The organism is Mycolicibacterium alvei (assembly GCF_010727325.1).
GTDB lineage: Bacteria > Actinomycetota > Actinomycetes > Mycobacteriales > Mycobacteriaceae > Mycobacterium > Mycobacterium alvei.
Genome location: NZ_AP022565.1, coordinates 16,866 through 42,596, shown reverse-complemented (window position 1 = coordinate 42,596; position 25,731 = coordinate 16,866). Strand labels below are relative to the sequence as shown.

Annotated in this window: 26 protein-coding genes and 1 pseudogene; 9 read left to right on the top strand and 18 right to left on the bottom strand. The window is 67.0% G+C overall.

Features of this window, described 5'->3' with window-relative positions:
• The 3 genes from G6N44_RS00195 to G6N44_RS00185 form a co-directional block, all read right to left on the bottom strand.
• Positions 1-1,572: a ComEC/Rec2 family competence protein gene (locus G6N44_RS00195; protein WP_163660088.1), complete on the bottom strand. Its 1,572-nt coding sequence runs from the start codon at positions 1,570-1,572 to the stop codon at positions 1-3.
• Positions 1,553-2,404: a ComEA family DNA-binding protein gene (locus tag G6N44_RS00190; protein WP_163660087.1), complete on the bottom strand. Its 852-nt coding sequence runs from the start codon at positions 2,402-2,404 to the stop codon at positions 1,553-1,555. Before G6N44_RS00190 ends, G6N44_RS00195 begins: the two co-directional genes overlap by 20 nt.
• A 98-nt stretch (positions 2,405-2,502) precedes the next feature.
• Entirely contained in the window at positions 2,503-3,294 is a 792-nt protein-coding gene (locus G6N44_RS00185; RefSeq protein WP_163660086.1) for an SPFH domain-containing protein, read from the bottom strand.
• A gap of 163 nt (positions 3,295-3,457) precedes the next feature.
• Between G6N44_RS00185 and G6N44_RS00180 the strand changes: the two genes are divergently transcribed.
• A complete protein-coding gene (locus tag G6N44_RS00180; RefSeq protein ID WP_163660084.1) occupies positions 3,458-4,510 on the top strand; it encodes an NAD(P)H-dependent amine dehydrogenase family protein in 1,053 nt (350 codons plus the stop codon).
• Between the two features lie 63 nt (positions 4,511-4,573).
• On the opposite strand, the gene G6N44_RS00175 is transcribed toward G6N44_RS00180, so the two are convergent.
• From G6N44_RS00175 to G6N44_RS00135, 9 genes are all read right to left on the bottom strand, one after another.
• A complete protein-coding gene (locus tag G6N44_RS00175; RefSeq protein WP_163660083.1) occupies positions 4,574-5,992 on the bottom strand; it encodes a beta strand repeat-containing protein in 1,419 nt (472 codons plus the stop codon).
• A 145-nt stretch (positions 5,993-6,137) separates the two neighbouring features.
• Positions 6,138-6,977, bottom strand: coding sequence for a DegV family protein (locus G6N44_RS00170; protein WP_163660081.1), 840 nt, complete (start codon positions 6,975-6,977; stop codon positions 6,138-6,140).
• A 2-nt stretch (positions 6,978-6,979) separates the two neighbouring features.
• Positions 6,980-7,729: a diglucosylglycerate octanoyltransferase gene (octT, locus tag G6N44_RS00165; RefSeq protein WP_163660079.1), complete on the bottom strand. Its 750-nt coding sequence runs from the start codon at positions 7,727-7,729 to the stop codon at positions 6,980-6,982.
• Positions 7,719-8,399 (bottom strand): glucosyl-3-phosphoglycerate phosphatase, encoded by a 681-nt coding sequence (gene gpgP, locus G6N44_RS00160; RefSeq protein WP_163660076.1) that lies wholly within the window; start codon positions 8,397-8,399, stop codon positions 7,719-7,721. The genes octT and gpgP overlap by 11 nt, the downstream gene beginning before the upstream one ends.
• Positions 8,400-8,406: 7 nt before the next feature.
• Positions 8,407-8,793, bottom strand: coding sequence for a ribosome silencing factor (gene rsfS / locus G6N44_RS00155; RefSeq protein WP_163660075.1), 387 nt, complete (start codon positions 8,791-8,793; stop codon positions 8,407-8,409).
• Positions 8,790-9,410, bottom strand: a complete 621-nt coding sequence (gene nadD / locus G6N44_RS00150) for a nicotinate-nucleotide adenylyltransferase (RefSeq protein WP_235682899.1) — start codon at positions 9,408-9,410, stop codon at positions 8,790-8,792. The genes rsfS and nadD overlap by 4 nt, the downstream gene beginning before the upstream one ends.
• 86 nt (positions 9,411-9,496) lie before the next feature.
• On the bottom strand, positions 9,497-10,951 hold the full coding sequence (locus tag G6N44_RS00145) for a vWA domain-containing protein (protein ID WP_163660070.1): 1,455 nt from the start codon (positions 10,949-10,951) through the stop codon (positions 9,497-9,499).
• A gap of 13 nt (positions 10,952-10,964) precedes the next feature.
• Positions 10,965-11,852, bottom strand: a complete 888-nt coding sequence (locus G6N44_RS00140; RefSeq protein WP_163660068.1) for an AAA family ATPase — start codon at positions 11,850-11,852, stop codon at positions 10,965-10,967.
• 30 nt (positions 11,853-11,882) lie between these two features.
• The gene (locus G6N44_RS00135) at positions 11,883-13,142 is read right to left on the bottom strand and encodes a glutamate-5-semialdehyde dehydrogenase (RefSeq protein WP_163660065.1); all 1,260 of its coding nucleotides are present in this window, start codon (positions 13,140-13,142) and stop codon (positions 11,883-11,885) included.
• A gap of 84 nt (positions 13,143-13,226) precedes the next feature.
• Between G6N44_RS00135 and G6N44_RS00130 the strand changes: the two genes are divergently transcribed.
• Both G6N44_RS00130 and G6N44_RS00125 read left to right on the top strand, forming a co-directional pair.
• Complete coding sequence (locus G6N44_RS00130) at positions 13,227-14,087, top strand: ribokinase (RefSeq protein ID WP_163660063.1); 861 nt, start codon at positions 13,227-13,229, stop codon at positions 14,085-14,087.
• A 44-nt stretch (positions 14,088-14,131) separates the two neighbouring features.
• Positions 14,132-14,956 carry an enoyl-CoA hydratase/isomerase family protein gene (locus G6N44_RS00125; RefSeq protein WP_163660061.1) on the top strand — a complete coding sequence of 275 codons (825 nt, stop codon included), beginning with the start codon at positions 14,132-14,134 and terminating at the stop codon, positions 14,954-14,956.
• A 354-nt stretch (positions 14,957-15,310) separates the two neighbouring features.
• On the opposite strand, the gene G6N44_RS00120 is transcribed toward G6N44_RS00125, so the two are convergent.
• Positions 15,311-17,353, bottom strand: coding sequence for an NAD(+) synthase (locus G6N44_RS00120; protein ID WP_163660059.1), 2,043 nt, complete (start codon positions 17,351-17,353; stop codon positions 15,311-15,313).
• A gap of 57 nt (positions 17,354-17,410) precedes the next feature.
• Between G6N44_RS00120 and G6N44_RS00115 the strand changes: the two genes are divergently transcribed.
• Positions 17,411-17,950, top strand: a complete 540-nt coding sequence (locus G6N44_RS00115; protein WP_163660057.1) for a cysteine hydrolase family protein — start codon at positions 17,411-17,413, stop codon at positions 17,948-17,950.
• Positions 17,951-17,972: 22 nt separating this feature from the next.
• Positions 17,973-18,815, top strand: coding sequence for an NAD-dependent protein deacetylase (locus G6N44_RS00110; protein WP_163660055.1), 843 nt, complete (start codon positions 17,973-17,975; stop codon positions 18,813-18,815).
• Here the strand turns inward: G6N44_RS00110 and G6N44_RS00105 are convergent.
• Positions 18,784-20,055, bottom strand: coding sequence for a cytochrome P450 (locus G6N44_RS00105; protein WP_163660053.1), 1,272 nt, complete (start codon positions 20,053-20,055; stop codon positions 18,784-18,786). The genes G6N44_RS00110 and G6N44_RS00105 overlap by 32 nt on opposite strands.
• A gap of 67 nt (positions 20,056-20,122) precedes the next feature.
• Between G6N44_RS00105 and G6N44_RS00100 the strand changes: the two genes are divergently transcribed.
• On the top strand, positions 20,123-20,758 hold the full coding sequence (locus G6N44_RS00100; RefSeq protein ID WP_163660051.1) for a TetR/AcrR family transcriptional regulator: 636 nt from the start codon (positions 20,123-20,125) through the stop codon (positions 20,756-20,758).
• 48 nt (positions 20,759-20,806) lie between these two features.
• On the opposite strand, the pseudogene proB reads toward G6N44_RS00100, so the two are convergent.
• The 4 genes and pseudogenes from proB to rplU all read right to left on the bottom strand — a co-directional run bounded on the left by proB (position 20,807) and on the right by rplU (position 24,071).
• A pseudogene (gene proB, locus G6N44_RS00095) lies at positions 20,807-21,942 on the bottom strand (glutamate 5-kinase).
• A complete protein-coding gene (obgE, locus tag G6N44_RS00090) occupies positions 21,939-23,387 on the bottom strand; it encodes a GTPase ObgE (protein ID WP_163660049.1) in 1,449 nt (482 codons plus the stop codon). The pseudogene proB and the gene obgE overlap by 4 nt, the downstream one beginning before the upstream one ends.
• 90 nt (positions 23,388-23,477) lie before the next feature.
• Positions 23,478-23,744: a 50S ribosomal protein L27 gene (gene rpmA, locus G6N44_RS00085; RefSeq protein ID WP_163660047.1), complete on the bottom strand. Its 267-nt coding sequence runs from the start codon at positions 23,742-23,744 to the stop codon at positions 23,478-23,480.
• Positions 23,745-23,759: 15 nt separating this feature from the next.
• Positions 23,760-24,071, bottom strand: coding sequence for a 50S ribosomal protein L21 (gene rplU / locus G6N44_RS00080; RefSeq protein WP_163660045.1), 312 nt, complete (start codon positions 24,069-24,071; stop codon positions 23,760-23,762).
• A gap of 390 nt (positions 24,072-24,461) precedes the next feature.
• Between rplU and G6N44_RS29215 the strand changes: the two genes are divergently transcribed.
• From G6N44_RS29215 to G6N44_RS29205, 3 genes are read left to right on the top strand one after another with little or no spacing between them, the layout of a single operon-like run.
• Positions 24,462-24,881 carry a transposase domain-containing protein gene (locus G6N44_RS29215; RefSeq protein WP_197907482.1) on the top strand — a complete coding sequence of 140 codons (420 nt, stop codon included), beginning with the start codon at positions 24,462-24,464 and terminating at the stop codon, positions 24,879-24,881.
• Positions 24,875-25,144 (top strand): hypothetical protein, encoded by a 270-nt coding sequence (locus G6N44_RS29210; protein WP_197907481.1) that lies wholly within the window; start codon positions 24,875-24,877, stop codon positions 25,142-25,144. The genes G6N44_RS29215 and G6N44_RS29210 overlap by 7 nt, the downstream gene beginning before the upstream one ends.
• Complete coding sequence (locus G6N44_RS29205) at positions 25,132-25,713, top strand: transposase (RefSeq protein WP_197907480.1); 582 nt, start codon at positions 25,132-25,134, stop codon at positions 25,711-25,713. Before G6N44_RS29210 ends, G6N44_RS29205 begins: the two co-directional genes overlap by 13 nt.
• The last annotated feature ends 18 nt before the right edge of the window (positions 25,714-25,731 follow it).

Here is a 25,731-nt window from a genome sequence, read left to right as displayed (position 1 = left end):
TCACGACGGCCCGACAGCCCCGACCACCTGGCCCGCCAGCGCCCAGGCCAGCAGGCCGAACACCCCCACGGCCAGTCCGCGACGCATCCAGCGCAGCCGCCACAGCACCGTCAGCGCCACCCCTCCCAGCGCTACCGACACCACGCCGGCCAGCCCCGAAGGTGACGGCAGGGCGGCCGCCGGAAGCGCCGAAGCCCATCGGGCCACGGACAGCAGCCACCAAAGCTCCGGTCCGGTGAACCGGATCAGCAGTTGGGCTCCGCCCGGCCAGACCACCGAGCACACGGCCGCCGCGGAACCGAGGACCGTGATCGGCGGAATCACCCCGGCCACTGCGAGATTGGCCGCGACGGCGACCAGGCTGACGGTCCCCGAGATCCCGGCCACCAGTGGGGCGGTGACCAACTGTGCGACCACCGCGACGCTGACCGCGGCCGCCACCGGACGCGGCCAGCCACGGACCTCCAGCCGGCCCGACCACACCGGGGCGAGGACGACAATGCCTGCCGTCGCACACACCGACAACGCGAACCCCACATCGACCGCGAGTTCGGGAGCGGCGATCATCAGCGCGATCACGCTGGCGGCCAGCGCGGGCACCGCCTGCCGACGCCGATGGGTCAACACCGCGAGCAGGGTCACCGCACCCATCACCGCCGCCCGCAGCACACTGGCCGACGGCTGCACGACGATGACGAGGCCGACCAGCCCGGCGCCGGCGAGCAACACAGCCGCTCTCGGCCCGACCAGCGCCGCGCTGAGCAACAGCGCGCCGCACACGATGGTCACGTTGGCGCCCGACACCGCGGTCAGATGCGTCAGACCCGACGTGCGGAACTGCGCGGTGGTCGTGCCGGTGACCATCGAGGTATCGCCCAGCACCAAGGCCGGCAGCATGGCGGCCTGATCGGCGGGCAGCACCGCCCGCGCCGCCTCCGCGAAGCCCACGCGTATCTGCTGGGCGATGCGCTGTACCGCCGAGGCCTCCCCCAGCGAGGGCTGTCCCGACGCCGCCAGCACGGCCACACTCAGGTCCCTGCGGCCCGGGCGCCCCACGGAGGCCCGGAATGTCGCCGGGTGCCCCGGACCTACGTCGCCGAAGCCCGGCGGTGCGAACACCAGGACTCGGCCTGACATCGGGGCCTGATCGACCCGGCGCAACGCGGCCCGGAACATCACCCGACCGCCCTTGATCGCCCGCGGCGTCTCGGTGGGAACGACCTCAACCGTCGCGCTTCCGCCGTAGAGACGGCTGACCGGATGATGCTCGACCTGGTGCACGCGCAGTCCGACAGCGACGGTGAATCCGGCCGCGACGGCCGCCACCGCCAGAACGGCAGCGGTGGCGCCCGTACCGTCGCCGTCTCCCCACCGTCCGGCCAGCCAGGTCAACCCCACGGCGGCCACGCCTACGACCACCGCCGCGCCCGGATGCCAGACCACTGCGGCGGCCGACACCGACCACGCGGTCAGGGCTGCCGGGACCAGGCGCAGATCCAGTGGCTGCCCCGCGGCCCACCCGTCGCCGGCCCGCCCGTCCCTGCCTGAAGCATCACGCCCGGACCAGCTCACGCAGTTTCTCCAGCCGCGCCGGACCGATGCCGTCGACGTCGCCGAGTTGATCGACGCTGTCGAACCGGCCGTGGGCGGCACGCCAGGCCACGATCGCCTCCGCGGTCACCGGGCCGACACCGGGCAGCGTGTCGAGCTCCTCGACGGTCGCCGTGTTGAGGTCCACCGGCCCCGCCGGCGCACCGGCCTTGGCTTTCGGAGCTCCGTTTTGCGACGCACCGGGTTGTATCGAAGCCGGGGCATCGCCGGCGATCGAACTGCCCATGGTCGTCGGTTGCCCCGGCGGCCCGTCGATACCGACCACGATCTGTTCACCGTCACCGACCCGGCGAGCCATGTTCAACCCGATCAGGTCGGCACCGTCCAGTGGCCCGCCGGCGGCTTCCAGCGCGTCGGCGATCCTCGCCCCGGACTGCAACGTCACCAGCCCCGGCTTGTGCACCAGGCCGACCACGCTGACCACCACCGGCCCTGCCGGGGCGTTCGCGTCCGGTGTCGGGCCTGCTGACGAAACCATTTGCACCGGTGGCAGATTCGCCGAAGCGACCGGCGGTGGTTGCTGGCGGATCAGGGTGAAAACGGTGACCAGGATCGCGAGGACCCCGACACCGGCGAGGACCAACGCACCGGCGCGGCCCGGGTCGGCGCGCACCCTGGTCAGCCAGCCCGGGCCGTCTCCCTGCGCGGTATCGGGCAGCCATCTCGACAGCGCGCTCTCCGGCGCGGTGTCCTGATCGTCGCCGCCGCCTTCCTCGGTGTCGGCATCATCCCCGCCGCCCGCACGGCCCCCACCCAGACGACGGAGCCGCTCCACCGACAATTCGGTTCCCATGCCCGCGACGGTAGGTGCGGGCCACGACGATTCCGGGCGCCCGGTCCTGCAGCACCGGCCGGCTGTGGATGAATCTCGCGTTGTGGATTACCGGGTGGTCATCCCACGGCGCGAGTGGAGGGCTGTTGGGGCGTGGCCCGTTCCAGGTATCGCAGCAGTTCCACCGGGAACGGCAGGACCACGGTGGAATTCTTCTCCGCGGCCACCTCGACGACGGTCTCCAGTAGCCGCAGCTGCAGGGCCGCCGGGTCGGCCGACATCACCTCGGCCGCCGCGGCGAGTTTCTCGGACGCCTGCAGCTCGCCGTCGGCGGTGATGACGCGGGCCCGCCGTTCCCGCTCGGCCTCGGCCTGACGCGCGATGGACCGCTTCATCGAATCCGGCAGCACGACGTCTTTGATCTCGACCCGGTCGATGTGTATCCCCCAGCCCACCGCAGGGTTGTCGATGAGCAGTTCGAGGCCCTGGTTGAGCCGCTCCCGGTTTGACAGCAGGTCGTCCAGATTGCTCTTGCCGATGATCGACCGCAGCGAGGTCTGCGCCACCTGACCGATCGCCGACATGTAGTCCTGCACGTCGACGACGGCCCGTACCGGATCGAGCACCTTGAAGTAGATGACCGCATCGACCCGCACGGTGACGTTGTCACGGGTGATGCCGTCCTGCGCGGGCACGGGCATCGTGATGATCTGCATGTTGACCTTCTGCAACCGGTCTGCGACGGGAATGAGCATCGTCAGCCCGGGTTGCCTGACGTGGTCGCGGACCCTGCCGAAGCGGAACACCACACCCCGTTCGTACTGTCTGACCACGCGGATGTTGCTCAAGCCGAGCCACACCAGAGCAATGGCGCCGGCCCCCGCCGATGCGAGCGCGTAGAGCATGTCCATGATCCGACCTCGATTCATGGCTTCGCGAGGCGAACTCGCCCCACAGTTCGATTGTGCGACGCCGGTGGGTCTCCCGCCAGGAGGGACCGGTGCGCCTGCCGCGGGTGAACAAGTCCCCGATAGTGTCTAGAGTCCGGCGCAGGGCTCAGCGAGGGAGACGATCATGACCGCAGCGGGTAAGCCGATTCGGGTCATCCAATGGACCACCGGCAACATCGGACGACGCTCGCTGCACGCGATCATCGGCCGCGACGACATGGAACTGGTCGGCGTGTACGCCTATGGCGCCGACAAGGTCGGTGTCGATGCCGCCGAGTTGGCCGGCTGGCCCGAGCCGACCGGCATCAAGGCCACCAACTCCATCGACGATCTGATCGCGCTCAAACCCGATGCCTGCTGCTACAACCCGATCTGGCCCAGCGTCGACGAACTGGTCCGCCTGCTGGAGGCCGGGATCAACGTGTGTTCCAGTGCCGCCTGGATCACCGGCGGCAAGCAGTCCCCCGAAGACCTGGAGCGAATCCAGAAGGCTTGCCAGACAGGTAGTTCCACGATCTTCGGCAGCGGAGCACACCCCGGCCTGACCAACATGATGGGCATGGTGCTTTCCAGCGCGTGCGAGAGCGTCGACGAGATCCGGATCACCGAGTCCGTCGACTGCGGCGTCTATGAATCAGCCGGAACCATGGCCGCAATGGGATTCGCGCAAGATCCCGAGACGCCCGGGCTGGCCGAGCGTGTGCGTCTGGAGAGTGAGGTGTTCGCCGAGTCGGCGGCCATGATGGCCGACGCCATCGGTGCCAAGCTCGACCGGATGACGTTCGACGTCCAATTCACCGCGGCCACCGATGATTCCGACCTCGGGTTCATGCAGATCCCCAAGGGCACGGTGGCCAGCGTGTTCGGCTACCACCGCGGCTGGGTGGGCGACAAGAACGTCGTCAGCGTCGGATTCAACTGGATCATGGGCAATCATGTCACCCCGCCGAAGCCCGTCGCGCACGGTCACGTGATCCAGGTCTTCGGCGTCCCCAACATGCGCACCGTCGTGTACTGCCTGCCCTCGAAGGACTGGAGCGAGGTCAGTCTCAACGGGCTCGGCATGATCTACACCGCGCTGCCCGTCACCAATGCAGTGCCCGCCGTGGTGGCCGCCGCACCCGGCATTCTCACACTCAAGGACCTGCCGCCGGTCACCGGCCGGTTCGCGCCCTAGCGGCGGACTCAATGCGTTGATCGCCACGGTCGCCACTGCCTACGCCGCACCAACCGGTGGCCCTCAGCTCTTCTTGTCCTTCTTGCTTCTGGTCGTCGCTCCGGCGGCGTTGTCAGTCGTCTTGCTTGCCTTTTTGGTGCTTCTGGTCGTCGCTCCGGCGGCGTTGTCAGTCGTCTTGCTTGCCTTTTTGGTGCTTCTGGTGGTGGTTCCGGCGGCGTTGTCAATTGCTTTGCTTACCTTCTTGGCGATTCCGGTGGTCACTCGGGCTGGGTTGGCCGTCTTTGTGCGATCGCCCGTCGTGTTTGTGCGCACCGCGTTCGCGACGGAATCGGTGCTGTTTTGGCCGCTAGCCGAAGTCGCCCCACCGACGCGGAAGTTGTTGATATTGATGCCGAAATCATCTTTCAGGACGGTTCGACCCTCGGTGAAGACTGCACCGGCGAGCGAGAGCGGACCGGGGCCTGCCGCGACTGTGTTGGTTCCACCGAACACGTTGAACCCGGCAGTCAAAAGCGCCCCGTCCCCGCCGGCGCTGATGGTATTGCCGCCGCTGAGCACGTTGAGGCCCAGGTTCCAGTTGCTGTTGGCACCGCCGGCGGTCAGGACATTGCCGTCGCCGACAATGTTCCTTGCCCCGTTGTAATACCCGCCCGTTGTCGTGACTTCGTTGCCGCTGCCCAAGAAGCTGGTGGCCAAGTCTGAATTACCGATCTGTGTCGTGAGCACGTTGTCGTCGCCGAGCAGGTTTCGAGCAAAGTTCCCGAAGCCGCCTGTTGCCGTGACGGTGTTGCCGCTGCCGACGATATTTCGGGCCGTGTTCGAATCGCCGCCTAGTATCTGGACGGTGTTTTCGCTGCCCAAGAAGTTTCGGGCCCAGTTTGCATTGCCACCCGTGACCGTGATGTCGGTGGTGTCGCCCAACACGTTTCGAGCCCAGTTCAAGTAGCCGCCCTGTGTCGTGACGTTGTTTCCGCTGCCCAGAATATTGGTGGCGGTGTTCGCGATGCTGCCTAGTGTCGTAACGGTGTTGGTGTTGCCGCCGATGTTTGTGGCCCAGTTCGATATGCTGCCGTCAGCAGTAACGGTGTTGCCGTCCCCGCCGAAGTTTGTGGCCAAATTCAACGTGCCGTTTTGTGCCATGACGTTGTTGCCGCTGCCAAAGAGGCTGGTCGCAAAGTTCAAGACAGACCCCTGGCTCGTGGTGGCGGTGGAACCCGCACCGATGACGAAGGCCGCGCCCAACGACCCGTTGGCGTGGGCCTGCGCTCCCTCGCCGACAGCGAGGGCACCACTGAGCAACGTGCTGGTGCAGTCGGAGCTGTTGCCGAGGCCGAAGAACGACGCACAGGTCGCGTTCGACATTGGGGCCAAACCTAATCCGACGCTTGCGAACAATCCGCCTGTCACGGCGCCGGCGACGAGGGCGCCGGTGACCTTGCGGGGTGAATTCACGATGCTCAGTAGCATCATCTGCTGCTCCATTCAGGACGAGAACGCTTCGATAGCACTAGTTAACACGCCACATTGAGGGAGCGCTGGGAATCTGCGCCAGAACGATGCCACCACCCGACCCCAAAGCGCACGACCAAAACCAACATCACGCCGAGTGCCGATCGGTGGATCGAGGCTAATCGTCCTCGACGGTGATGCAGGCACCGACCGCGCGGCCACCGACATGAACGGCGAGCACCGGACCCATGCCGGTCACCGACAGGGACCGCAGGTTCGGTAGCCGGTCGGTGAGTGCCGCCGCGATCTCCTCGGCGCCGTCCGGGTTGTCGACGTGGTGCACGACCACCCGCACGGGACGGTCGCCTGCGGCGTCGGCGATCTGGTCGACGAGTGCCGCATGTGCTTTCGATATCGTCCGGATTCGTTGTGAGAGCACCAGCCGGCCGTCCACATCGAGGCGTAGCAGTGGTTTGAGTGACAACGCGGTGCCCAGCCACGATGCTGCCGCACCGATCCGACCACTGCGTCGCAGGTTGTCGAGGCGGTGTACGACGATGAACGCCTGCCCGCGCGGTATCGCGGCACGCGCCGCCGCCTCGACCGCGTCGAGTGTTCCTCCGCCACGCGCTGATTCGGCGGCGGCGAGGGCGACGAAACCCACCCCCATCGCTGCCGCACGGGAGTTCACCACCCGTACGGCCTGCCCGATTTCACGAGCTACCGCCGCTGCCGTGCTGTACGTGCTCGACAGCGCAGCCGAAATATGGACTGCGACAACACCGTCACCGTCACTGTCGGCCAGCGCCTGCCGATAGGTGTCGGCGAGATCCACCGGGGCGGCCCCGGAGGTGGTGACCCTGGCCCGGTCATGAATGTCCGGCGGCATCGGGTCGACACCGTCGCGCAGGTCGATGCCATCGTCGAGGATGTGCAAGGGCACCTGGCGAATGCCCCACTTCTCACACAACTCGGGCCGCAACCGCGACGTGGAGTCGGTGACCACCATGACCGCCATCGTCAGTCGGTGGGATCCATTTGTGGCACACCGGCATCGGCCAGGCCCTTGAGCATCAGCTCGGCGACCGACCGGTGGGCTTCGAAATTCCAGTGGATACCGTCAGGGTTGCCCCGCCCGTTGAGCACCTCGTCGGCCACCGCGGCCTTGAGGTCCACCAACGCCACGTCATGCTCGGCCGCCCAGTCCGTGATCGCCCTGACCGTGGGCTCACGACCGTGATGGGCCTTGCCGTACGTGTCGGCGATGTGCACCGACGGCAACGACGCCACCACCGGAATGCCCGGCCGGTTGAAATCGATGGCGTTGCGCGTCATCTCGAGGTACTCGACCGTCACATGCGGTGGCAGCGCGGCGCGAGCGATCGGCGACAATCGCGGCTGGAGCCAGCCGTAGCCGTCCCGGGCCCAGCGCCGCAGCCAGGCCGGACGGAAATACCGGATCAACTCACGCAGCGCCGTCGGCAACGGCGAGGGCAGCGAATCCATGCCGCTGGTGGCGAAGACGACCGCACCGGCGCGCGGCAACGCCGCCCATGCGCGTGGATCCTGGGTCGAGGCCCACCAGACGTCGCGGCAGGTCCAACCGATCCGGCCGATGAGCTCCACGTCCCAGCCCAACTGCTCGGCCACGATGTTGGGCCAGATCCGCGGATCGTCGGATGGCAGACCGCCGGTCGGGCCGAAATAGGACAGGGAGTCGGCGAATACCAACAACACCTGCTTGTGGTCAGGCGAGCGATCAGAGGACATCGTTGGCCACCTGCGCCGAGGCATTCCAGACATCCAGCCGCCACCGGGTCGCGTCGAAATCTCCGTCATCGTCGGAGTGTCCGGACAGCTGAACCCAACTGGCGTTGCCCATACCGCCGAGCACCGGCCAGTTGTCCACCGGCAGGCCGAGCAGGCCGGCCGTCAGGGCCGCGATCAGGCCGCCATGGGCGACCAGCACGACTGGGCGGTCCGCACTTCCCCCGGCCTGATCCGAGCCCCAATCAGTTTGTCCGGCAACAAGTTCAGCGACAACCGGGACACTACGGGCGGCCACGTCGACACGGCTCTCACCGCCGTGCGGTGCCCACCGCGCATCCTCGCGCCAGGCCACGCGAGCGCCCGGAGCCATGGTGTCGACCTCCTGATGGGTCAGGCCCTGCCAGTCCCCCAGATGCGTCTCACGCAACCGCTTGTCCACCTGTACCGCGATCCCGGCGCGATCACCGAGTGTCACGGCGGTGTCGAGGGCGCGTGTGAGATCCGAGGACACGATCAACAGCGGCTGGCGTTTGGCCAGCACCTCGGCAGCCGCGGCGGCCTGGTCGCGGCCGAGATCGGACAGCTCGGTGTCGAGCTGGCCCTGCATCCGGCTGCCGGCGTTGTACTCGGTCTGCCCGTGACGCAAGAGCACCAGCCGACGGACCTTCATCGCGCCCTCATTCTGCCAACTCCGGGTCCACCGGCCCACCGAGCTCGACCGGAACTGTCGGGCAGTCGCGCCACAGCCGTTCCAGGGCGTAGAACTCCCGTTCTTCCTGATGCTGGATGTGCACGACGATGTCCACGTAGTCGAGCAGCGTCCAACGCCCCTCGCGGGTACCTTCGCGGCGCGCGGGCTTGTAGCCGGCGAGCCGCATCTTGTCCTCGACCTCGTCGACGATCGCGTTGACCTGGCGCTCGTTGGATGCCGACGCGATCACGAAGCAGTCGGTGATCACCAACTGATCCGACACGTCGATGACAACCACCTCGTCGGCCAGCTTGGCCGCGGCGGCCCGGGCGGCCACCGTCGCCATCGCCACGGCCTCGGCGGTCGCGCTCATCGAACCGGCTCCATGATGTGTTCACCCTTCCCGTCTGCGGAATACAACCCGCGTTTGGCCACGTACTGCACCACGCCGTCGGGCACCAGGTACCAGATCGGCCGGCCTTCGGAGGCCCGCTTGCGGCAGTCGCTGGACGAGATGGCCAACGCGGGCACCTCGACCAATGTCAGTGTGTCCGGCGGCAGCTCACGCAGCGCCGCCTCGATGTGTTCACCGTCCAGTTCGTAGCCCGGTCGGCTCACACCGACGAACCTCGCCATGGAGAACAGGTCCTCCCAGTTCTGCCAGGACAGAATGGAGGCCAGGGCGTCGGCTCCGGTGATGAAGTACAGGTCGTTATCGGCGTTGAGATCACGCAGATCACGCAAGGTGTCCTTGGTGTAGGTCGCCCCACCCCGGTCGATGTCGACCCGGCTGACCGAGAAACGCGGGTTGGACGCGGTGGCGATCACTGTCATCAGATAGCGGTCCTCGGGAGCACTGACGCGCCGGTCGTGCTTCTGCCACGGCTGACCGGTCGGGACGAACACCACTTCGTCCAGCTCGAACAGGTCGGCCACCTCACTGGCAGCGACCAGGTGCCCGTTGTGGATGGGATCGAACGTCCCACCCATCACACCCAGCCTGCGCCGTCTTGCCACAAAGAGGCAGCTTACGGGAGCGTTGACGCGCCCCGGCACCCGCGCGAATCCGGCCGGGCTCAGATCGGCAGCAAACCGTCGATCACCGCGGCCAGCTGCTTGGCCGAGCGGCACTCGTGCATCGGGATGGTTTCGAGGTATTTCGGCACCGCAGAGTCCCCGCTGCCCCACAGGTGCTTGGGCTCCGGGTTCAGCCAGTGTGCGTGCCGGCTGGCCGCCACCATGTGGGCGAGCAAGGCCGTCTCGGGGTTGCGGTAGTTGTTCCGACCGTCGCCCAGCACCAGCAGCGAGCTACGCGGCGACAGCACGTTGGGGTACTTGTCCAGGAACGACACGAACGCGTGACCGTAGTCGGAATGCCCGTCGCGGGTGTAAACGCCCGCTTCACGGGTGATGCGCTGCACGGCCACCGCCAAGTCGGCCTCCGGCCCGAACATATCGGTGACCTCGTCGGTGGTGTCGATGAAGGCGAAGACACGAACCCGGGAGAACTGCTGGCGCAGCGCCGAGACCAACATCAGGGTGAAGTGGCTGAACCCGGCGACCGAACCGGACACGTCGCAGAGCACCACGAGCTCGGGACGGGCCGGATGTGGCTTCTTGAGCACCACGTCGATCGGCACGCCGCCGGTGGACATCGACTTGCGCAGCGTCTTGCGCAGGTCGATCTCCCCCGAGCGGGACCGGCGGCGCCGCGCCGCCAGCCGCGTCGCCAACGTCCGCGCCAGCGGTTGCACGGTCTTGCGCATCTGGCGGAGCTGCTCACCTGACGCGCGCAGGAACTCGACGTTTTCGGCCAGCTGCGGCACCCCGTACATCTGCACGTGGTCACGGCCCAACTGCTCGGCGGTACGCCGCTTGGTCTCGGACTCGACCATCTTGCGCAGCTGGGAGATGCGCTGGGCGGCCAGGGCCTTGGCGATCTCCTCCTGGGTCGGCGTGGGCTCCTCGCCGTAGGGGGCGAGCAGCCCGGCCAGCAGCCGGCCCTCCAGATCGTCCAGACTCATGGCCTTGAGTGCCTGATACGACGAGTACGACGGGCCGCGGCTGGAGTTGTACCGGCCGTAGGCCTCGACGATCCGGGCGATCATCGCCGCCATCCGGTCGTCGAGATTGGCCAGATCCTCGTTGTCGGCCAGCATCTGCACCAACGCCTCGCGCATCGCCTCGATGTCCTCGGGCGGCAGCTGGAGGCGATCCGGATCATCGGTGTCGGACTCGTCGTCATCCGAGAGCACGGTGCGCGCGCCCAGCGCCGCCGGGAAGAACAGGTCGAACATCGCGTCGTAGGTGTCGCGGTGATCGGGGCGTCGCAGCACCGCGCAGGCAATCCCCTCGCGCAGCGCCGCACGATCGCCCAACCCGAGTACGGTGATCACCCGCCCGGCATCCACCGTCTCCGATGGACCGACCGAGATACCTTGTCCACGAAGGGCTTCGACGAACTCGACGAGATGCCCCGGCAGGCCGTGCGGGGCCAGCGGCTGGGGTGGTCGAACCCGGCGGGGGGTCACTAGTTCAGCTCCATCAGTTCAGCTTCAGTTCGCCGGCCGCTTTGACTTGGTCGGACTGATGTTTGAGCACCACACCGAGGGTGGCGGCGATCATCTCGTCGTCGATGGTGTCCATACCCAGTGCCAGCACGGTGCGACCCCAGTCGATGGTCTCGGCGACCGACGGCACCTTCTTGAGCTGCATGCCGCGCATCACGCCGATGATCCGCACCAGTTCGCCGGCGATGCGCTCGGGCAATTCGGGTACGCGGGACAGCAGGATGCGACGCTCCAGATCGGCGTCCGGGAAGTCGATGTGCAAGAACAGGCAGCGACGCTTGAGCGCCTCGGAGAGTTCACGGGTGGCGTTGGACGTCAGCAGGACGAACGGCGGCCGCTCGGCGGTGATGGTGCCCAGTTCGGGGACCGTGACCGCGAAATCGGAGAGCACCTCCAGCAGCAGGCCCTCGATCTCGATGTCGGCCTTGTCGGTCTCGTCGATCAGCAGCACGGTCGGGTCGGTGCGCTTGATCGCGGTCAGCAGCGGGCGGGTCAGCAGGAATTCCTCGCTGAACACGTCCATCTTGGTCTGGTCCCAGTCGCCGCCGTTCGCGTTCTGCCCGGCCTGGATTCGCAGGATCTGCTTGGCGTGGTTCCACTCGTAGAGCGCGCGAGCCTCGTCGACACCCTCGTAGCACTGCAACCGCACCAGTTCTGAGCCCGTAGTTGCGGCCACCGCGCGGGCCAGCTCGGTCTTGCCGACGCCCGCGGGCCCTTCCACGAGCAATGGTTTGCCCAGCCGGTCGGCGAGGAAAACCGCTGTTGCGGTGGCGGTGTCGGGCAGGTAGCCGGTCTCCGCCAAGCGTCGCGCGACATCGTCGATATCGGCGAACAACGGAGCGGGGCGAGCGGGCACGCTCATGTGGTCTCCTGGTCTCTATCTGGTCGGCGGCTAAGCCGGGCGGGTCTGACCGTCTCCCCACACGATCCATTTGGTCGAGGTCAGTTCGGGCAGGCCCATCGGTCCGCGGGCATGCAGCTTCTGGGTGGAGATACCGATCTCGGCGCCGAAACCGAACTGCTCTCCGTCGGTGAACGCAGTCGACGCGTTGACCATCACAGCAGCCGCGTCCACCTGTTCGGTGAAGCGCTGGGCCGCAGCAAGATCCGTTGTCACGATGGCCTCGGTGTGCCCGGTGCCGTACTCGTTGATGTGGGCGATCGCCCCGTCGAGACCATCCACCACCGCGACCGCGATGTCCATCGAGAGGAACTCGGCGTGCAACTCCTCGTCCGTCGGGTCGGCGTGCACGGTGACCCCCGCCTCGCGCAGCGCGGCGGTGAGCCGGGGCAGCACGGTCGCCTGCAGCGCCTTGTCCACCAGTAGGGTCTCGGCAGCATTGCAGACGCTGGGGCGCCGGGTCTTGGAATTCAGCAGGATCTTCTCGGCCAGGTCGACGTCGGCCGAGGAATGAACGTAGACATGACAATTGCCGACACCGGTCTCGATGGTCGGGACCTGCGCATCGCGCACCACGGCCTCGATCAACCCGGCTCCCCCGCGCGGGATCACCACGTCGACCAGGCCGCGGGCCTGGATCAGGTGGGTGACGCTGGCGCGGTCATGGCTGGGCAGCAACTGCACCGCGTCGGTCGGCAGCCCCACCGATTCCAGCGCCGACCGCAGGGCGGTCACCAGGGCCTGATTGGACCGGGCCGCCGACGAACTTCCGCGCAGCAGGGCCGCGTTGCCGGATTTGAGGGTCAGACCGAACGCGTCCACCGTGACGTTGGGGCGGCCCTCGTAGACCATGCCGACCACGCCCAGCGGCACCCTCTGCTGACGCAACTGCAACCCATTGGGCAGAGTGCGGCCCTGCAGCACCTCACCGACCGGATCGGGCAACCCGGCAACCTGGCGCAGCCCGGCCGCGATGCCGTCGACCCGCTGCGGGTTGAGCGCCAGCCGGTCCAGCATGGCCTCGGGGGTTCCGGCTGCACGGGCGGCCTCGACATCGGCAGCGTTGGCGGCCAGGATCACGTCGACGGCGGCCAGCACGCTGTCGGCAGCGGCATGCAGCGCACGATTCTTGGTCTCGGCACTCAGGGTGCCCAGGGTGCGGGCCGCGACGCGGGCACGACGCGCGGCCTCGTGCACCTGCTCGCGCAGGTCTGCTTGCGACACCGCCGGCGACTGCGTCTGAACGCTCATCTAGCCAGCGTATCGGACCTGTTGACGCGCTTCGACAGGTGTCAGGCGCCCTGGTACGGGCACGCCGGGTTAGCCTTTTCGGTTATGGCCGCTGCGCGGGTTTGCGTCGTCGGAAGCATCAACGCCGACCTCACCTTCACGGTCGGCGCGCTGCCACGTCCTGGACAAACCGTGCTCGCGTCGTCGCTGGCGTCCGCGCCCGGCGGCAAGGGCGGCAACCAGGCGGTGGCGGCGGCGCGGGCCGGCGCCGAGGTGGCTCTGGTGGCCGCGCTCGGTGACGATGCCGCCGCGACAAACCTGCGGCAGCATCTCCGAGCCAATGGGGTTGCCACCGATTCCGTGACATGTGTGCCCGGTCCGAGCGGATCTGCCGCGATCCTGGTCGACGGGGTTGGTGAGAACTGCATCGTGGTGGCACCGGGCGCCAACGCCCGGCTCGAGGTGGATTCCGCCGCGGCGCGCGCGGCCATCGTCTGGAGCGAGGTGGTCCTGATCCAGTTGGAGATCCCGGTGGCGACGGCGATCGCCGCGGCCCGGTTGGCAAAAGCGGCCGGGGCGGTAGTGATGCTCAACGCCTCACCCGGAGGTACCGCTGCCCATCAGCTACTGGCACTGTCGGAACTGGTCGACGTGGTGGTGGTGAACGAGACCGAGGCCGCCGAATGGCATTGGCCGGTGCGGCATCTGGTGATCACCCGGGGTGCACGAGGCGCCAGCTACCTGGGTACCGACGAGCGGTTCGACGTGCCGGCCCCCACGGTGCAGGCACTGGACACCGCCGGGGCCGGTGACGTGTTCGCCGGCGTGTTGGCCGCCGACTGGACCGGCGGCCACGAGTCGGCGCTGCGGCGCGCCTGCGCGGCCGGAGCGTTGGCCACCCTGGTGCGCGGGGCCGGGGACTGTGCGCCGGCGGCTGCCGACATCGATGCCATCCTGACGCCCTGACGCGGCCGACTGAAGCCGATACCGTTGCCGTTATAGTCGCCGACATGACCCAGGGAAACGCTCCGCGACCACCCGAAGGCGACTGGCTCGGCACGCCTTATCTCACATTCGACCGGCAGGGTCCGTTCGGCGTGGTCACCCTGGACCGGCCCGAGGCCCGCAATGCGATGACCCCGGCCATGTACTTCGGCATCCGGTACGCGGTCACCCACGTCGAGGCGGATCCCGATCTGGCCGGCCTGCTGATCACCGGAACCGGAGACGTGTTCGCCCCCGGCGGTGACCTCGGCGGCGGCAACGGCGTCGACGACTGGATGAGCTTCGGCGCGGCCCTGTCGATGGATGTCACCCCGTTCGAAACGCTGCGTCAATCGGTCAAACCCGTGGTGAGCGCGGTCAACGGGTTGTGTCAGGGCGGCGGGTTGCAGATCGCGATCTGCAGCGACATGGCGGTGGTCAGCGACCGCGCCACATTCCGGGTGCCCGAGTTGTACCGCGGCATCGCCGACACCTACTACAGCCAGACGTTGGCCCGCCTGATCGGCCCGGTCCGGACCCGCGACCTGATGTTCACCGGTCGCACGCTCAGCGCACAGGAGGCCGTCGACTGGGGCATGGTCGCCCGGACCGTGCCGCACGACGAATTACTCTCTGCTGCAACCGAAGTGCTCGCACAATGCTGCCGAACCGCACCCCGGGCCCGCGGGGTGGTCAAGTCCAGCCTGGACAGCTACCTGGGGCTCTACGACCGGATCGGCATGAAGGCCAGCTACAGCGGCGAGGAGGCCGCCGAGGGATTCCGCGCGTTCAAGGCCCGACGTTCACCGGAGTGGGTCCACCCGGACCTGCGGGCCGACGGCCGACTCTAGACGCTGACCAGGTCCTGCTCGGCAGCCGCCGCGGGCTGCACATTCGCGCCCGGGCCTGCGGTCGGCAGGGACACCTGATTCCGATGATGCGTCGCTGGAACCGGGCGATGCCGAGGCCACCGGGGTTCCCAGGGCCTGCCCACCCAGAACGACGGCCGACCCGACTCCGAGCGCAACCGCCAATCCGCCCACCCGACCGACATATTTTGCAGCGCTCAACGCGACCTCCTCGACCCGAGATTCGGCGACACCGAAGTGTGACCCGACGCACATCAACGCGCAGATGGGGTCAGGAAGGTTAGCTTGTCAATATTTTGCGTCGTCAATTAAAATCGGCCGTGGATCGACACCAAATTACCGCTCGGGGACGCTCCGCTCGATCTCGTCGAGCCAGATCCGCGCCGACATATCCGACGGTGCGCGCCAGTCCCCACGCGGCGAGAGCGCACCGCCGTGCGACACCTTGGGGCCGTTCGGCAGCGCAGAACGCTTGAACTGGGAAAACGAGAAGAACCGCTGCGCAAAGACCTGCAGCCAGTGCCGGATTTCGCTGAGCGAATATGCCGGACGCTTGTCCTCGGGGAACCCGGCGGGCCAGTCACCGTCGGTCGCGTCATGCCAGGCATGCCAGGCCAGGAAGGCCACCTTGGACGGGCGGAACCCGTAGCGCAACACCTGGAACAACGAAAAATCCTGCAGCGCATAGGGGCCGACTTTGGCCTCGCTGCTCTGGATCTCCTCATCCTCGCCGGTGGGCACCAACTCCGGGGTGATCTCGGTGTCCAGCACGGATTGGAGAACCCCGTTCACCTCGGCCCCGAACTGATCCGACGAGATCACCCACCTGATCAGGTGCTGGATCAGGGTTTTCGGCACCCCGCCGTTGACGTTGTAGTGCGACATCTGGTCGCCGACACCGTAAGTCGACCAACCCAGCGCCAGCTCCGACAGGTCGCCCGTACCCAGCACGATGCCGCCACGCTGATTGGCCAGCCGGAACAGGTAGTCGGTGCGCAGGCCGGCCTGGACGTTCTCGAACGTGACGTCGTAGACGTTCTCGCCGCGACCGAACGGATGGTCCATCTCGGTGAGCATCAGCTCGGCCGTCTTCTTGATGTCGATCTCGGCGAACGTGACGCCCAAGGCGCGGCTCAATCGGATCGCGTTGTTCTTGGTGTGCTCACCGGTGGCGAAGCCGGGCATCGTGAACGCGAGAATGTCACTGCGCGGGCGGTTCTCCCGATCCATAGCCCGCGCCGCCACGATCAGGGCGTGCGTGGAATCCAGTCCGCCGGACACCCCGATCACCACCTTGGGGTAATTCAGCGCCCGCAACCGCTGCTCCAGGCCGGAGACCTGGATGTTGTAGGCCTCGTAGCAATCCTGTTGCAGCCGTGCGGGGTCCGCCGGTACGAACGGGAACCGCTCGATCTCGCGCAGCAGCCCGATGTCACCGGTCGGCGGGTCGAGCTGGAACTCGATGCGGCGGAATGAATCCACTTGGGCGCCATGGTGTCTGGCATTGTCGTCGAACGTGCCCATCCGCAGCCGCTCGGAGCGCAGTAACTCCAGGTCCACGTCGGCCACCGAGCGTCGCTCACCACGCGGGAAACGCTCACTCTCGGCGAGCAACACCCCGTTCTCCCAGATCATGGTCTGACCGTCCCAGGCCAGGTCGGTGGTCGACTCCCCCTCGCCCGCAGCGGCGTACACATAGGCGGCCAGACACCGCGACGAGGCCGAACGTGCCAGCAGCCCACGGTCTTCGGCACGGCCGACGGTGATCGGGCTGCCGGAGAGATTGGCCAGCACCGTCGCCCCTGCCAGAGCGGCCTGCGCACTGGGCGGCACCGGCACGAACATGTCCTCACAGATCTCGACGTGCAGGACCAGTCCGGGAACGTCGGAGGCCGCGAACAGCAGGTCCGGCCCGAACGGCACCTCGGCACCGGCCACCCGGATGGTGCCGCGCACGTCGGCACCGGTGGCCATCTGCCTGCGTTCGTAGAACTCCCGGTACGTCGGCAGGTAGGACTTGGGCGCCACGCCGAGCACCGCTCCGCGGTGGATGACGACCGCGGTGTTGTAGATCCGGTGCCGGTACCGCAGCGGCGCACCGACCACCAGCACCGGTGTCAACACGACGGAGGCCGCGACGATTTCGATGAGTGCCTGCTCCACCGACTCCAGCAGGGTGTCCTGCAAGAGGATGTCGTCGATCGAGTAACCCGACAACGTCAACTCGGGAAACACCGCGACGGCCACCCCGTCGTCATGGCAATCCTGCGCCAACCGCAGCACCGATTCGGCGTTGGCCGGCGGATCCGCCAGCGCCGTGTGGTGGGTGCAGGCGGCGACCCGCACGAAACCGTGGTGGTAGGCGCTGTAGAAGTCCATCGCGCCCATTGTCACCCGAAAAGTGTCAAGATCGGACCACTGGGTACCAAATGACGCATGAGCGATACCGCACTGGTGGTTGTCGACATGCTCAACCACTACCGGCACGAGGATGCCGAACTCCTTGCCCCCAACGTGGCGCCGATCATCGACCCGCTGGTCGGGCTGATCAAGAGCGCTCGCGACCGCGACGACATCGATCTGATCTACGTCAACGACAACTACGGCGATTTCACCGCCCAGTTCAGTGACATCGTCGAGGCCGCGCTGGCCGGTGAGCACCCGGATCTGGTGCGGCCGATCGTCCCGGCGGACGACTGCCTGGTCCTGACCAAGGTGCGCCACAGTGTGTTCTATGCGACCGCGCTGGATTACCTGCTGGGCCGGTTGGGCACCCGCCGGCTGATCCTGGCCGGCCAGGTCACCGAGCAGTGCATCCTCTACAGCGCTTTGGATGCCTACGTGCGACATTTCGACGTGGTGATCCCGTCCGACGCGGTCGCCCACATCGACGCCGGCCTGGGTGAGGCGGCGCTGCAGATGATGCGCCGCAACATGAGCGCCGAGACCGTCCCCGCTACCCAATGCCTGGACTGACGGGCGGCCTATCCTGGCGAGGGTGGATGCCCCCGAACTCGTCGCCCTGCTGCAGGACCGCCGCGTCGCGGTGCTGACGGGCGCCGGGATGTCTACCGATTCCGGTATCCCCGACTACCGCGGCCCTGATTCCCCGCCCAGTAATCCGATGACCATCCGGCAGTTCACCTCTGATCCGGAGTTCCGTCAGCGGTACTGGGCCCGCAATCATGTCGGCTGGCGCCACATGGACGAGACGCTGCCCAATGCCGGGCATCGCGCCTTGGCCGCGCTGGAAGGCGCCGGGGTGGTGAGTGGACTGATCACCCAGAACGTGGATCTGCTGCACACCAAGGCCGGAAGCCGGTCGGTGGTCAACCTGCACGGCACCTATGCACAGGTGATCTGCCTGGACTGCGGCGCGACGATGGGTCGCGACGAGCTGGCCGACGCACTGGAGACGGCCAATCCGGGCTTCATCGAACGCGCCGAGGCGGTCGGCGGCATCGCGGTGGCACCCGACGCCGACGCCGTGGTCAGCGACACCGCTTCGTTCACCATCGTGGACTGCCCGGCCTGTGCAGGCATGCTCAAACCCGACATCGTCTACTTCGGCGAGAGCGTCCCCAAAGACCGTGTCGAACACGCATATTCGATGGTGGAAGATGCCGAGGCGCTGCTGGTCGCGGGATCCTCACTGACCGTTTACTCCGGCTACCGCTTCGTCCGGCACGCGATCGCGCACAACATCCCGGTGGGGATCATCAACCGCGGCCCCACCCGCGGCGACGACCACGCCACGGTCAAGGTCGAAGCGGGCTGTTCGGAGATGTTGACCCTGTTGGCCGGTGAACTCAGGAGAACGTGCACGGCATCGACCGGATAGCGTGCACGAAATTGCCTTCCAGGTAGGCCGGTTCGCCGGCGGCAATGTCGGGCAGTTGGTGCAACAGCTCACCGAAGATGGCCCGAAGTTGCGTCCGGGCGACGTGTGCACCCAGGCAGAAGTGACGACCACCGCCGCCGAACCCCAGGTGCGGGTTGGGCTTTCGGCTCAGGTCGAAAACCTCGGGCCGGTCGAACACGTCGGAGTCCCAGTTACCCGAGGCGTAGAACATCACCACCTTCTCCCCCGCCGCGATCTGCTGTCCGCCCAGTTCGACATCGACCGCGGCGGTGCGACGGAAAGTCATCACCGGGGTGGCCCAGCGCACGAACTCTTCCACGGCGCCACCGATCCGATCATCGAAATCGGCCATGAGCCAGGCGCGTTGGTCGGGGTGGTCGGTGAGTGCCTTGAGGGCGTGGCTGGTGGTCTGGCGCGTGGTGTCGTTGCCCGCCACCGCCAGCAGCACGAAGAACGCCGCGACCTCGGCGTCGGTGAGGCGGTCCCCGTCGACCTCGGCGTGGACCAGCGCGCTGAACAGATCGTCGCCCGGATCATCCCGGCGTTGTGCGGCAAGCGCATTCGCCACCTGATGCAGGTACATCTGGCTCTGCAGCAGCACCTCCAGCGGGTTGCGCCCGGCCAGGTACACCGGGTCGGCCCAGGACACCAACGCGTCCGCGGCATGTGCCACCTGCTGGCGTTCGGACTCGGGAATCCCGACCATGTCCGACAACGTGCGGATGGGCAGTTCCTTGGCGCACTGATCGACGAAGTCCACCCCGCTGCCCGCGTCCTTGAGCTCGGCCACGATCTGCCGGGCGTTGTCCTGGATCGAGGTTTCGATGCGGGCCACTTGCCGGGGCGTGAATGCCGAATGGACGAGTTTTCGGATCAGTGTGTGCCGTGGCGCGTCCATCGCCAGAAACGACTGTGACGCCTCGAGCAACTCTTCGGGAATCGTCTCGAACAACACACCTTTGCCGGACAGGAACGTCTCACTGTCGCGGCTGATGGTCACGATGTCGGCGTGCCGCGTGACGGCCCAGAATCCCCGATCGTCGGGATCCTGCATGAGCGCGTCCTCGACAGGTGGGTGCCAGCTGACGGGGCGGGAAGCACGCAGTTCGGCGAAGGTGACTTCGCGATCGGCGGCCGTGGTCGCCCAGAACGCCCGCGACGACAGGTCGATCGGGTCGTAGGGGCGCGGGGAACTCGATGTGATGGACGACACAGTCATATCGACGACAATAGGTCTAGACATTATGTCTAGTCAAGGTGTGTTGTGAGCCGATACTGTTGAGGTCATGCCATCGGTAACACGGAAGCCGCAGGCCAACCGGGAGGAACGCCGCGAGCGGATCGAACGGCAACTGCTCGACGCCACCGACCGGCTGATGGCCGACGGCGCCAGCTTCACCGAACTCAGCGTCGACAGACTGGCCACCGAGGCCGGGATCTCCCGGGCCAGCTTCTACATCTACTTTGAAGACAAGGGCCACCTGCTGCGCCGGTTGGCCACCCAGGTGTTCGGCGATCTGACCCAGGCCGCCGAGCGGTGGTGGAACGTCTCGGGACGGCGCGACCCCGCCGATGTCCATGCCGCCATGTCGGGCATCATCGCCAGCTATCGGACCCACCAGCCGGTGTTGATCGCGCTCAACGAGATGTCGGCCTATGACCCACTCGTCGGGCAAACCTACCGGGAACTGCTGACCGGGATCTCCGACCAGCTCACCAGGGTGATCGAGGGCGGCCAGTCCGTCGGGGCGATCCGGCCGCAGTTGCAGGCCGCGGCCACCGCGAGCACGCTGACCTGGATGGTGGAGCGGACCTGCCACCAGAATCTGCCGTCGCACCCGGCGTCCTACGATGCCGAACTGGCCGACACGCTTACCGAAATCATCTGGGGTGCCCTGTATCTGCAGTCCCCACCCCAGTGATTTCGGTGCATCTAGCGGCGGTGGGCGCCGGTGGGTGCACCCAAATCCCTAGGTGGCGACCAGATCGTCGGCGTGTACCGCGGGACGGCGCAGTTCGGGCGGCAGATCCGGCGTCGAACGGCCGATGATCGCAGCCAACTCCGACGCTTCGTAGGCCACCACGCCCCGCGCCACGGTCTGCCCGTCAAGCGCCCGCAGGTCCACCACGTCACCGCCGTGGAAGTAGCCGGTGACCTCGGTGATCCCGGCGGGCAGCAGCGAACGCCGCCGCTGGACGACCGCACGCACCGCACCGTCGTCGAGGGTCAGCGCGCCGTGCGATTCCGCGGCATGGCGAACCCAGAAGCGCCGCGCCGACATCCGCTCGGGACGCGGCGCGAACACGGTGCCGACCGAGGCATCGCTCAGTGCCGCAGCGGCATCCGCCGCGGCGGCCAGCAGCACCGGCACCCCGGCATCGGCAGCCAACAACGCCGAAGACAGCTTCGAGGCCATGCCGCCGGTGCCCAGGTGGCTGCCACCGCCGCCACCACCCCGTCGAGATCCCCCTGCGCACCGACCTCAGGAATGAACCGCGCCGGGTTATCCGGAGATGCTTTCCGGGGGTCACCGTCATACAGGCCGTCGATGTCGGACAGCAGGATCAGCGCGTCGGCACCGACCAACTGAGCCACCAGCGCCGACAGCCGATCGTTGTCGCCGAACCGGATCTCGTTGGTGGCCACGGTGTCGTTCTCGTTGACGATCGCCACCGCATGCAGCGCGCGCAACCGGTCCAGCGTGCGCTGGGCGTTGTTGTGCTGCACCCGCATCGCGATGTCGTGGGCGGTCAGTAGTACCTGCCCGACCGTTCGGTTGTAGACGGCGAAGGCTGAACTCCAGGCGTTGACCAGGGCGACCTGCCCGACGCTGGCGGCCGCCTGCTTGTTGGCCAGATCGGTGGGGCGCTTGGACAGCCCCAGCGGCTCGATTCCGGCAGCGATGGCACCCGAGGACACGATCACCAGATCAGAGCCGGCGCGCATCCGGCCTTCGATGGCCTCGACCAGGACCGCGAGTCGGCCGGCGTCAAACACCCCGGACGGAGTGGTCAGCGCAGTGGTGCCGATCTTGACGACGACACTGCGAGCGGTCCGAATCGCTTCCCGATGTGCGGAGGAGTGCGTCGAGCCTGCGCTGGTCACTCGTCCTCGCTCCCGGGCTGGCGCCGTTCGCGCCGCGCGGCCTTGCGTTCGGAGGCACCGATCCGGTCGCTCTGTTCGAGCCGGATGTCAGTACCTCGACCGGTCAGCGGCATGTCGATACCGGCCGGGGTCTGCGGTTCCCAGTCAAAAGTCATGTCACCGATGGTCACGGCGCAGCCGGGCTTGGCGCCATTCTTGAACAACGCATCCTCGACACCCAACCGCGCCAACCGGTCACCGAGATAGCCGACGGCCTCGTCGTTGCCGAAGTCGGTCTGGGCGATCCAGCGCTCGGGACGGGTACCGCGCACCAAAAACCCGCCGTATCCGTCCGATTCGACGGTGAAGCCGCTCTCGTCGACTGCGATCGGCCGGATCACCGGACGCCTGGGCACCACCTCAGGCTGCGCATCGCGATACGCCTTTACCATCTCCCACAGCGCAAAGATCAACGGCCGCAAACCATCACGGCTGACGGTCGAGATCTCGTACACCGGCCAGCCGAACTGGGACTGCACGTCTTCACGCACGAAGTCGGCCAGCTCCCGGGCATCGGGAACGTCGATCTTGTTGAGCACCACTGCACGTGGCCGCGATGCCAGGTCGCCCAGCGTGGAATCGCCTTGCAGGGTCGGAGTGTAGGCCGCGAGTTCGGCCTCCAAAGCCTCGATGTCGGAGATCGGGTCACGCCCGGGTTCCATGGTGGCGCAGTCCACGACATGCACGAGCACAGCGCAGCGCTCAAGGTGCCGAAGGAATTCCAGGCCGAGGCCCCGGCCCTCGGATGCGCCGGGGATCAGACCGGGAACGTCGGCGACGGTGAAGGTGTTGTCGCCTGCTGACACCACGCCCAGGTTGGGCACCAGGGTGGTGAACGGATAGTCGGCGATCTTGGGCTTGGCCGCCGAGATGGTCGACACCAGAGACGATTTGCCCGCCGACGGAAATCCGATCAGGCCGACATCGGCAACGGTCTTGAGTTCCAGCGTGAGATCTCGGGCCTGCCCCTTCTCACCGAGGAGGGCGAAGCCGGGGGCCTTGCGGGCCCGGGAAGCCAGTGCGGCGTTGCCGAGCCCACCTCGACCGCCCTGCGCAGCTTCGAACCGGGTGCCGGCACCGACCAGGTCGGCCAACATCCGGCCGTTCTCGTCGAGCACCACCGTGCCGTCCGGCACGCGCACGACCAGGTCGTCGCCGGTGGCACCGTCACGGTTGCTGCCCGCACCCGGCTTGCCGGAGGGGGCGTCGACGTGCGGGTGGAAATGGAAGTCCAGCAGGGTGTGCACCTGCGGGTCGACGACGAGCACGATGCTGCCGCCGCGACCACCGTTACCTCCGTCGGGTCCACCGAGAGGTTTGAATTTCTCTCGGTGCACCGACGCGCAGCCGTGGCCACCGTTGCCTGCACGCGCATGAATGACGACGCGGTCGACAAACCGGGGCATCGGACATCCTCTCCGTCGAATGTGAAGCTATCGCGAAAGTTCGATCGAGAACTCGCAGCTGCTTCACATTCGCGGAGAATCCTCTAAGTCTCAGGCCTCCGGGCGCGGCACGGGAACGATGTTCACGTGCTTGCGGCCGCGCTTGGAGCCGAACTCCACAGCGCCGGGGGACAGTGCGAACAGCGTGTCATCGCCACCACGACCGACATTCACGCCGGGATGGAAATGGGTGCCGCGCTGGCGGACGAGAATCTCGCCGGCCTTGACGACCTGACCACCGAAACGCTTGACGCCGAGCCGCTGGGCTGCGGAATCACGACCGTTGCGCGAGCTGGAAGCGCCCTTTTTGTGTGCCATTAGTTCGCTCCCTTGCTACTTGATACCGGTGACCTTGAGCACGGTCAGCTGCTGACGGTGCCCCTGGCGCTTGTGGTAGCCGGTCTTGTTCTTGAACTTGTGGATGCGGATCTTGGGACCCTTGGTGTGCTCCAGCACCTCGCCGGTCACGGCGACCTTGGCCAGGTCATCGGCCTTGCTGGTGACGCTGGCACCGTCGACCACCAGGGCGACGGGCAGTGATACCGACGCGCCCGGCTCGGTGTCGAGCTTCTCAACCTTCACCACGTCACCGACGGCAACCTTGTACTGCTTGCCGCCGGTCTTGACGATTGCGTATGTCGCCATCGTGTCCTCTGCTCTGCTGCTCTCTGCGGGCGCGCGCTACCGGTCGGTGCGTGCGCGGGTCTTGGGTGGCGGGCTGCCCCGCCGTCACCGGCCTGCGACTATTACAGGCACTGGAGACAACTGGTCAAGGGTACTTGACCAGCGGGTAGAGGGTCAAACCGCCCACTAGTCCCAATGCCGCGCAGTTAAGCGTGTGACTGGTGTGGCAATTGTGACACGCCGTGTGGGATGCCGGTAGGACAGCGGAACTCCCGGTATCGATGGATTGTCCGTCCAAAGACACCATCTCACCAGGGAGTTCCGCTGTCTGTTCAGTCTGTCATCTGTCCTGGGCCACCGGGTCGTCAGGGCCGGTTCGCGCCGGGCCATCTGGGCGAGTTGACCCGGATCGTGTCCGCCGATCTTGTAGATGCCGCCTTGGAGAACACCGGCCGCGTACAGCGCCGTGTTCGGGTGCTGCCCTCGCGGGTCGTGGTCTACCTGCTGCTGGCCGGGGCGTTGTTCGCCGAGATCGGATACCAGCAGGTCTGGGCGCGGCTGGTCGCCGGCCTGGATCCGGTCACCGTGGCCGCACCGGGTTCTTCGGCACTGTCACAAGCATTGCGACGTGTCGGAGTTGCCCCGCTGCGCGAATTGTTCACCCTGGTACGCGGCCCGGCTGTCGGCGCGACGCGCTGGCATGGGCTGTTGGTCTGCGCGATCGACGGCACCTCGATGTTCGTGCCCAACAGTGCAGCCAACGCCGCAGCGTTCGGCCGCCAAACCGGCCGCCCCGACGCCGAGTCCGGTATCCGATGCTGCGCATGCTGACGGTCGTGGCGTGTGGCACCCGCACCGTCGTCGATGCCGTGTTCGGCGCCTACGGAGTAGGCGAAACCACCTATGCACCAACGCTGCTGCGGTGCCTGAAACCAGACATGCTGCTGTTGGCTGACCGCAACTTCGCCGTCACAGCTCGTGGAAAGATCGCCTCGACCCATGCCGAGTTGCTGATCCGCTGCAAAGACGCCCGTGTGCTGCCCCGATCAAGACGCTGGCGGACCGGACGTGGCTGGCACGGATGGGCGCGGTGACCGTGCGGGTGATCGACGCCCGCATCAGCGTGCGGCTCGACGGCGGGGCGACCCGCTACGGTCACTACCGCCTGGTCACCACCCTGCTAGACGAAAAGCAATATCCCGCAGACGAACTGGTCGAGCTCTACCATCAACGGTGGGAGATTGAAACCAGCTACCTGGAATTGAAATCGACCATTCTGGGCGGACGAGTGCTGCGCGCGGGTACCCCCGCCGGCATCACCCAAGAGGTCTACGCACTGCTGATCACCTACCAGGCCCTGCGCACCGCCCTGGCCGATACCGCACTGGCCCGTCCCGACATCGGCCCCGACCGGCTGAGCCTCACCGTCGCCCTGAACACCGCCCGCGACCAAGTCATTCACGCCGCCGCAACGATCGCCGACGCCACCATCGACCTGATCGGCTGCATCGGAGCCGCCGCCCTCAACCAGCCGCTACCAGCGCGGCGATCACGCTCGAGTCCCCGAGTGGTCAAACGCGCCATTTCCAAGCACCGGGCTAAAGGCGCCATCGACCGCACCAACTACACAACCGCCATCACCATCGAAATCCTCGACGGTTGACAACAGGGCGCGGACCTT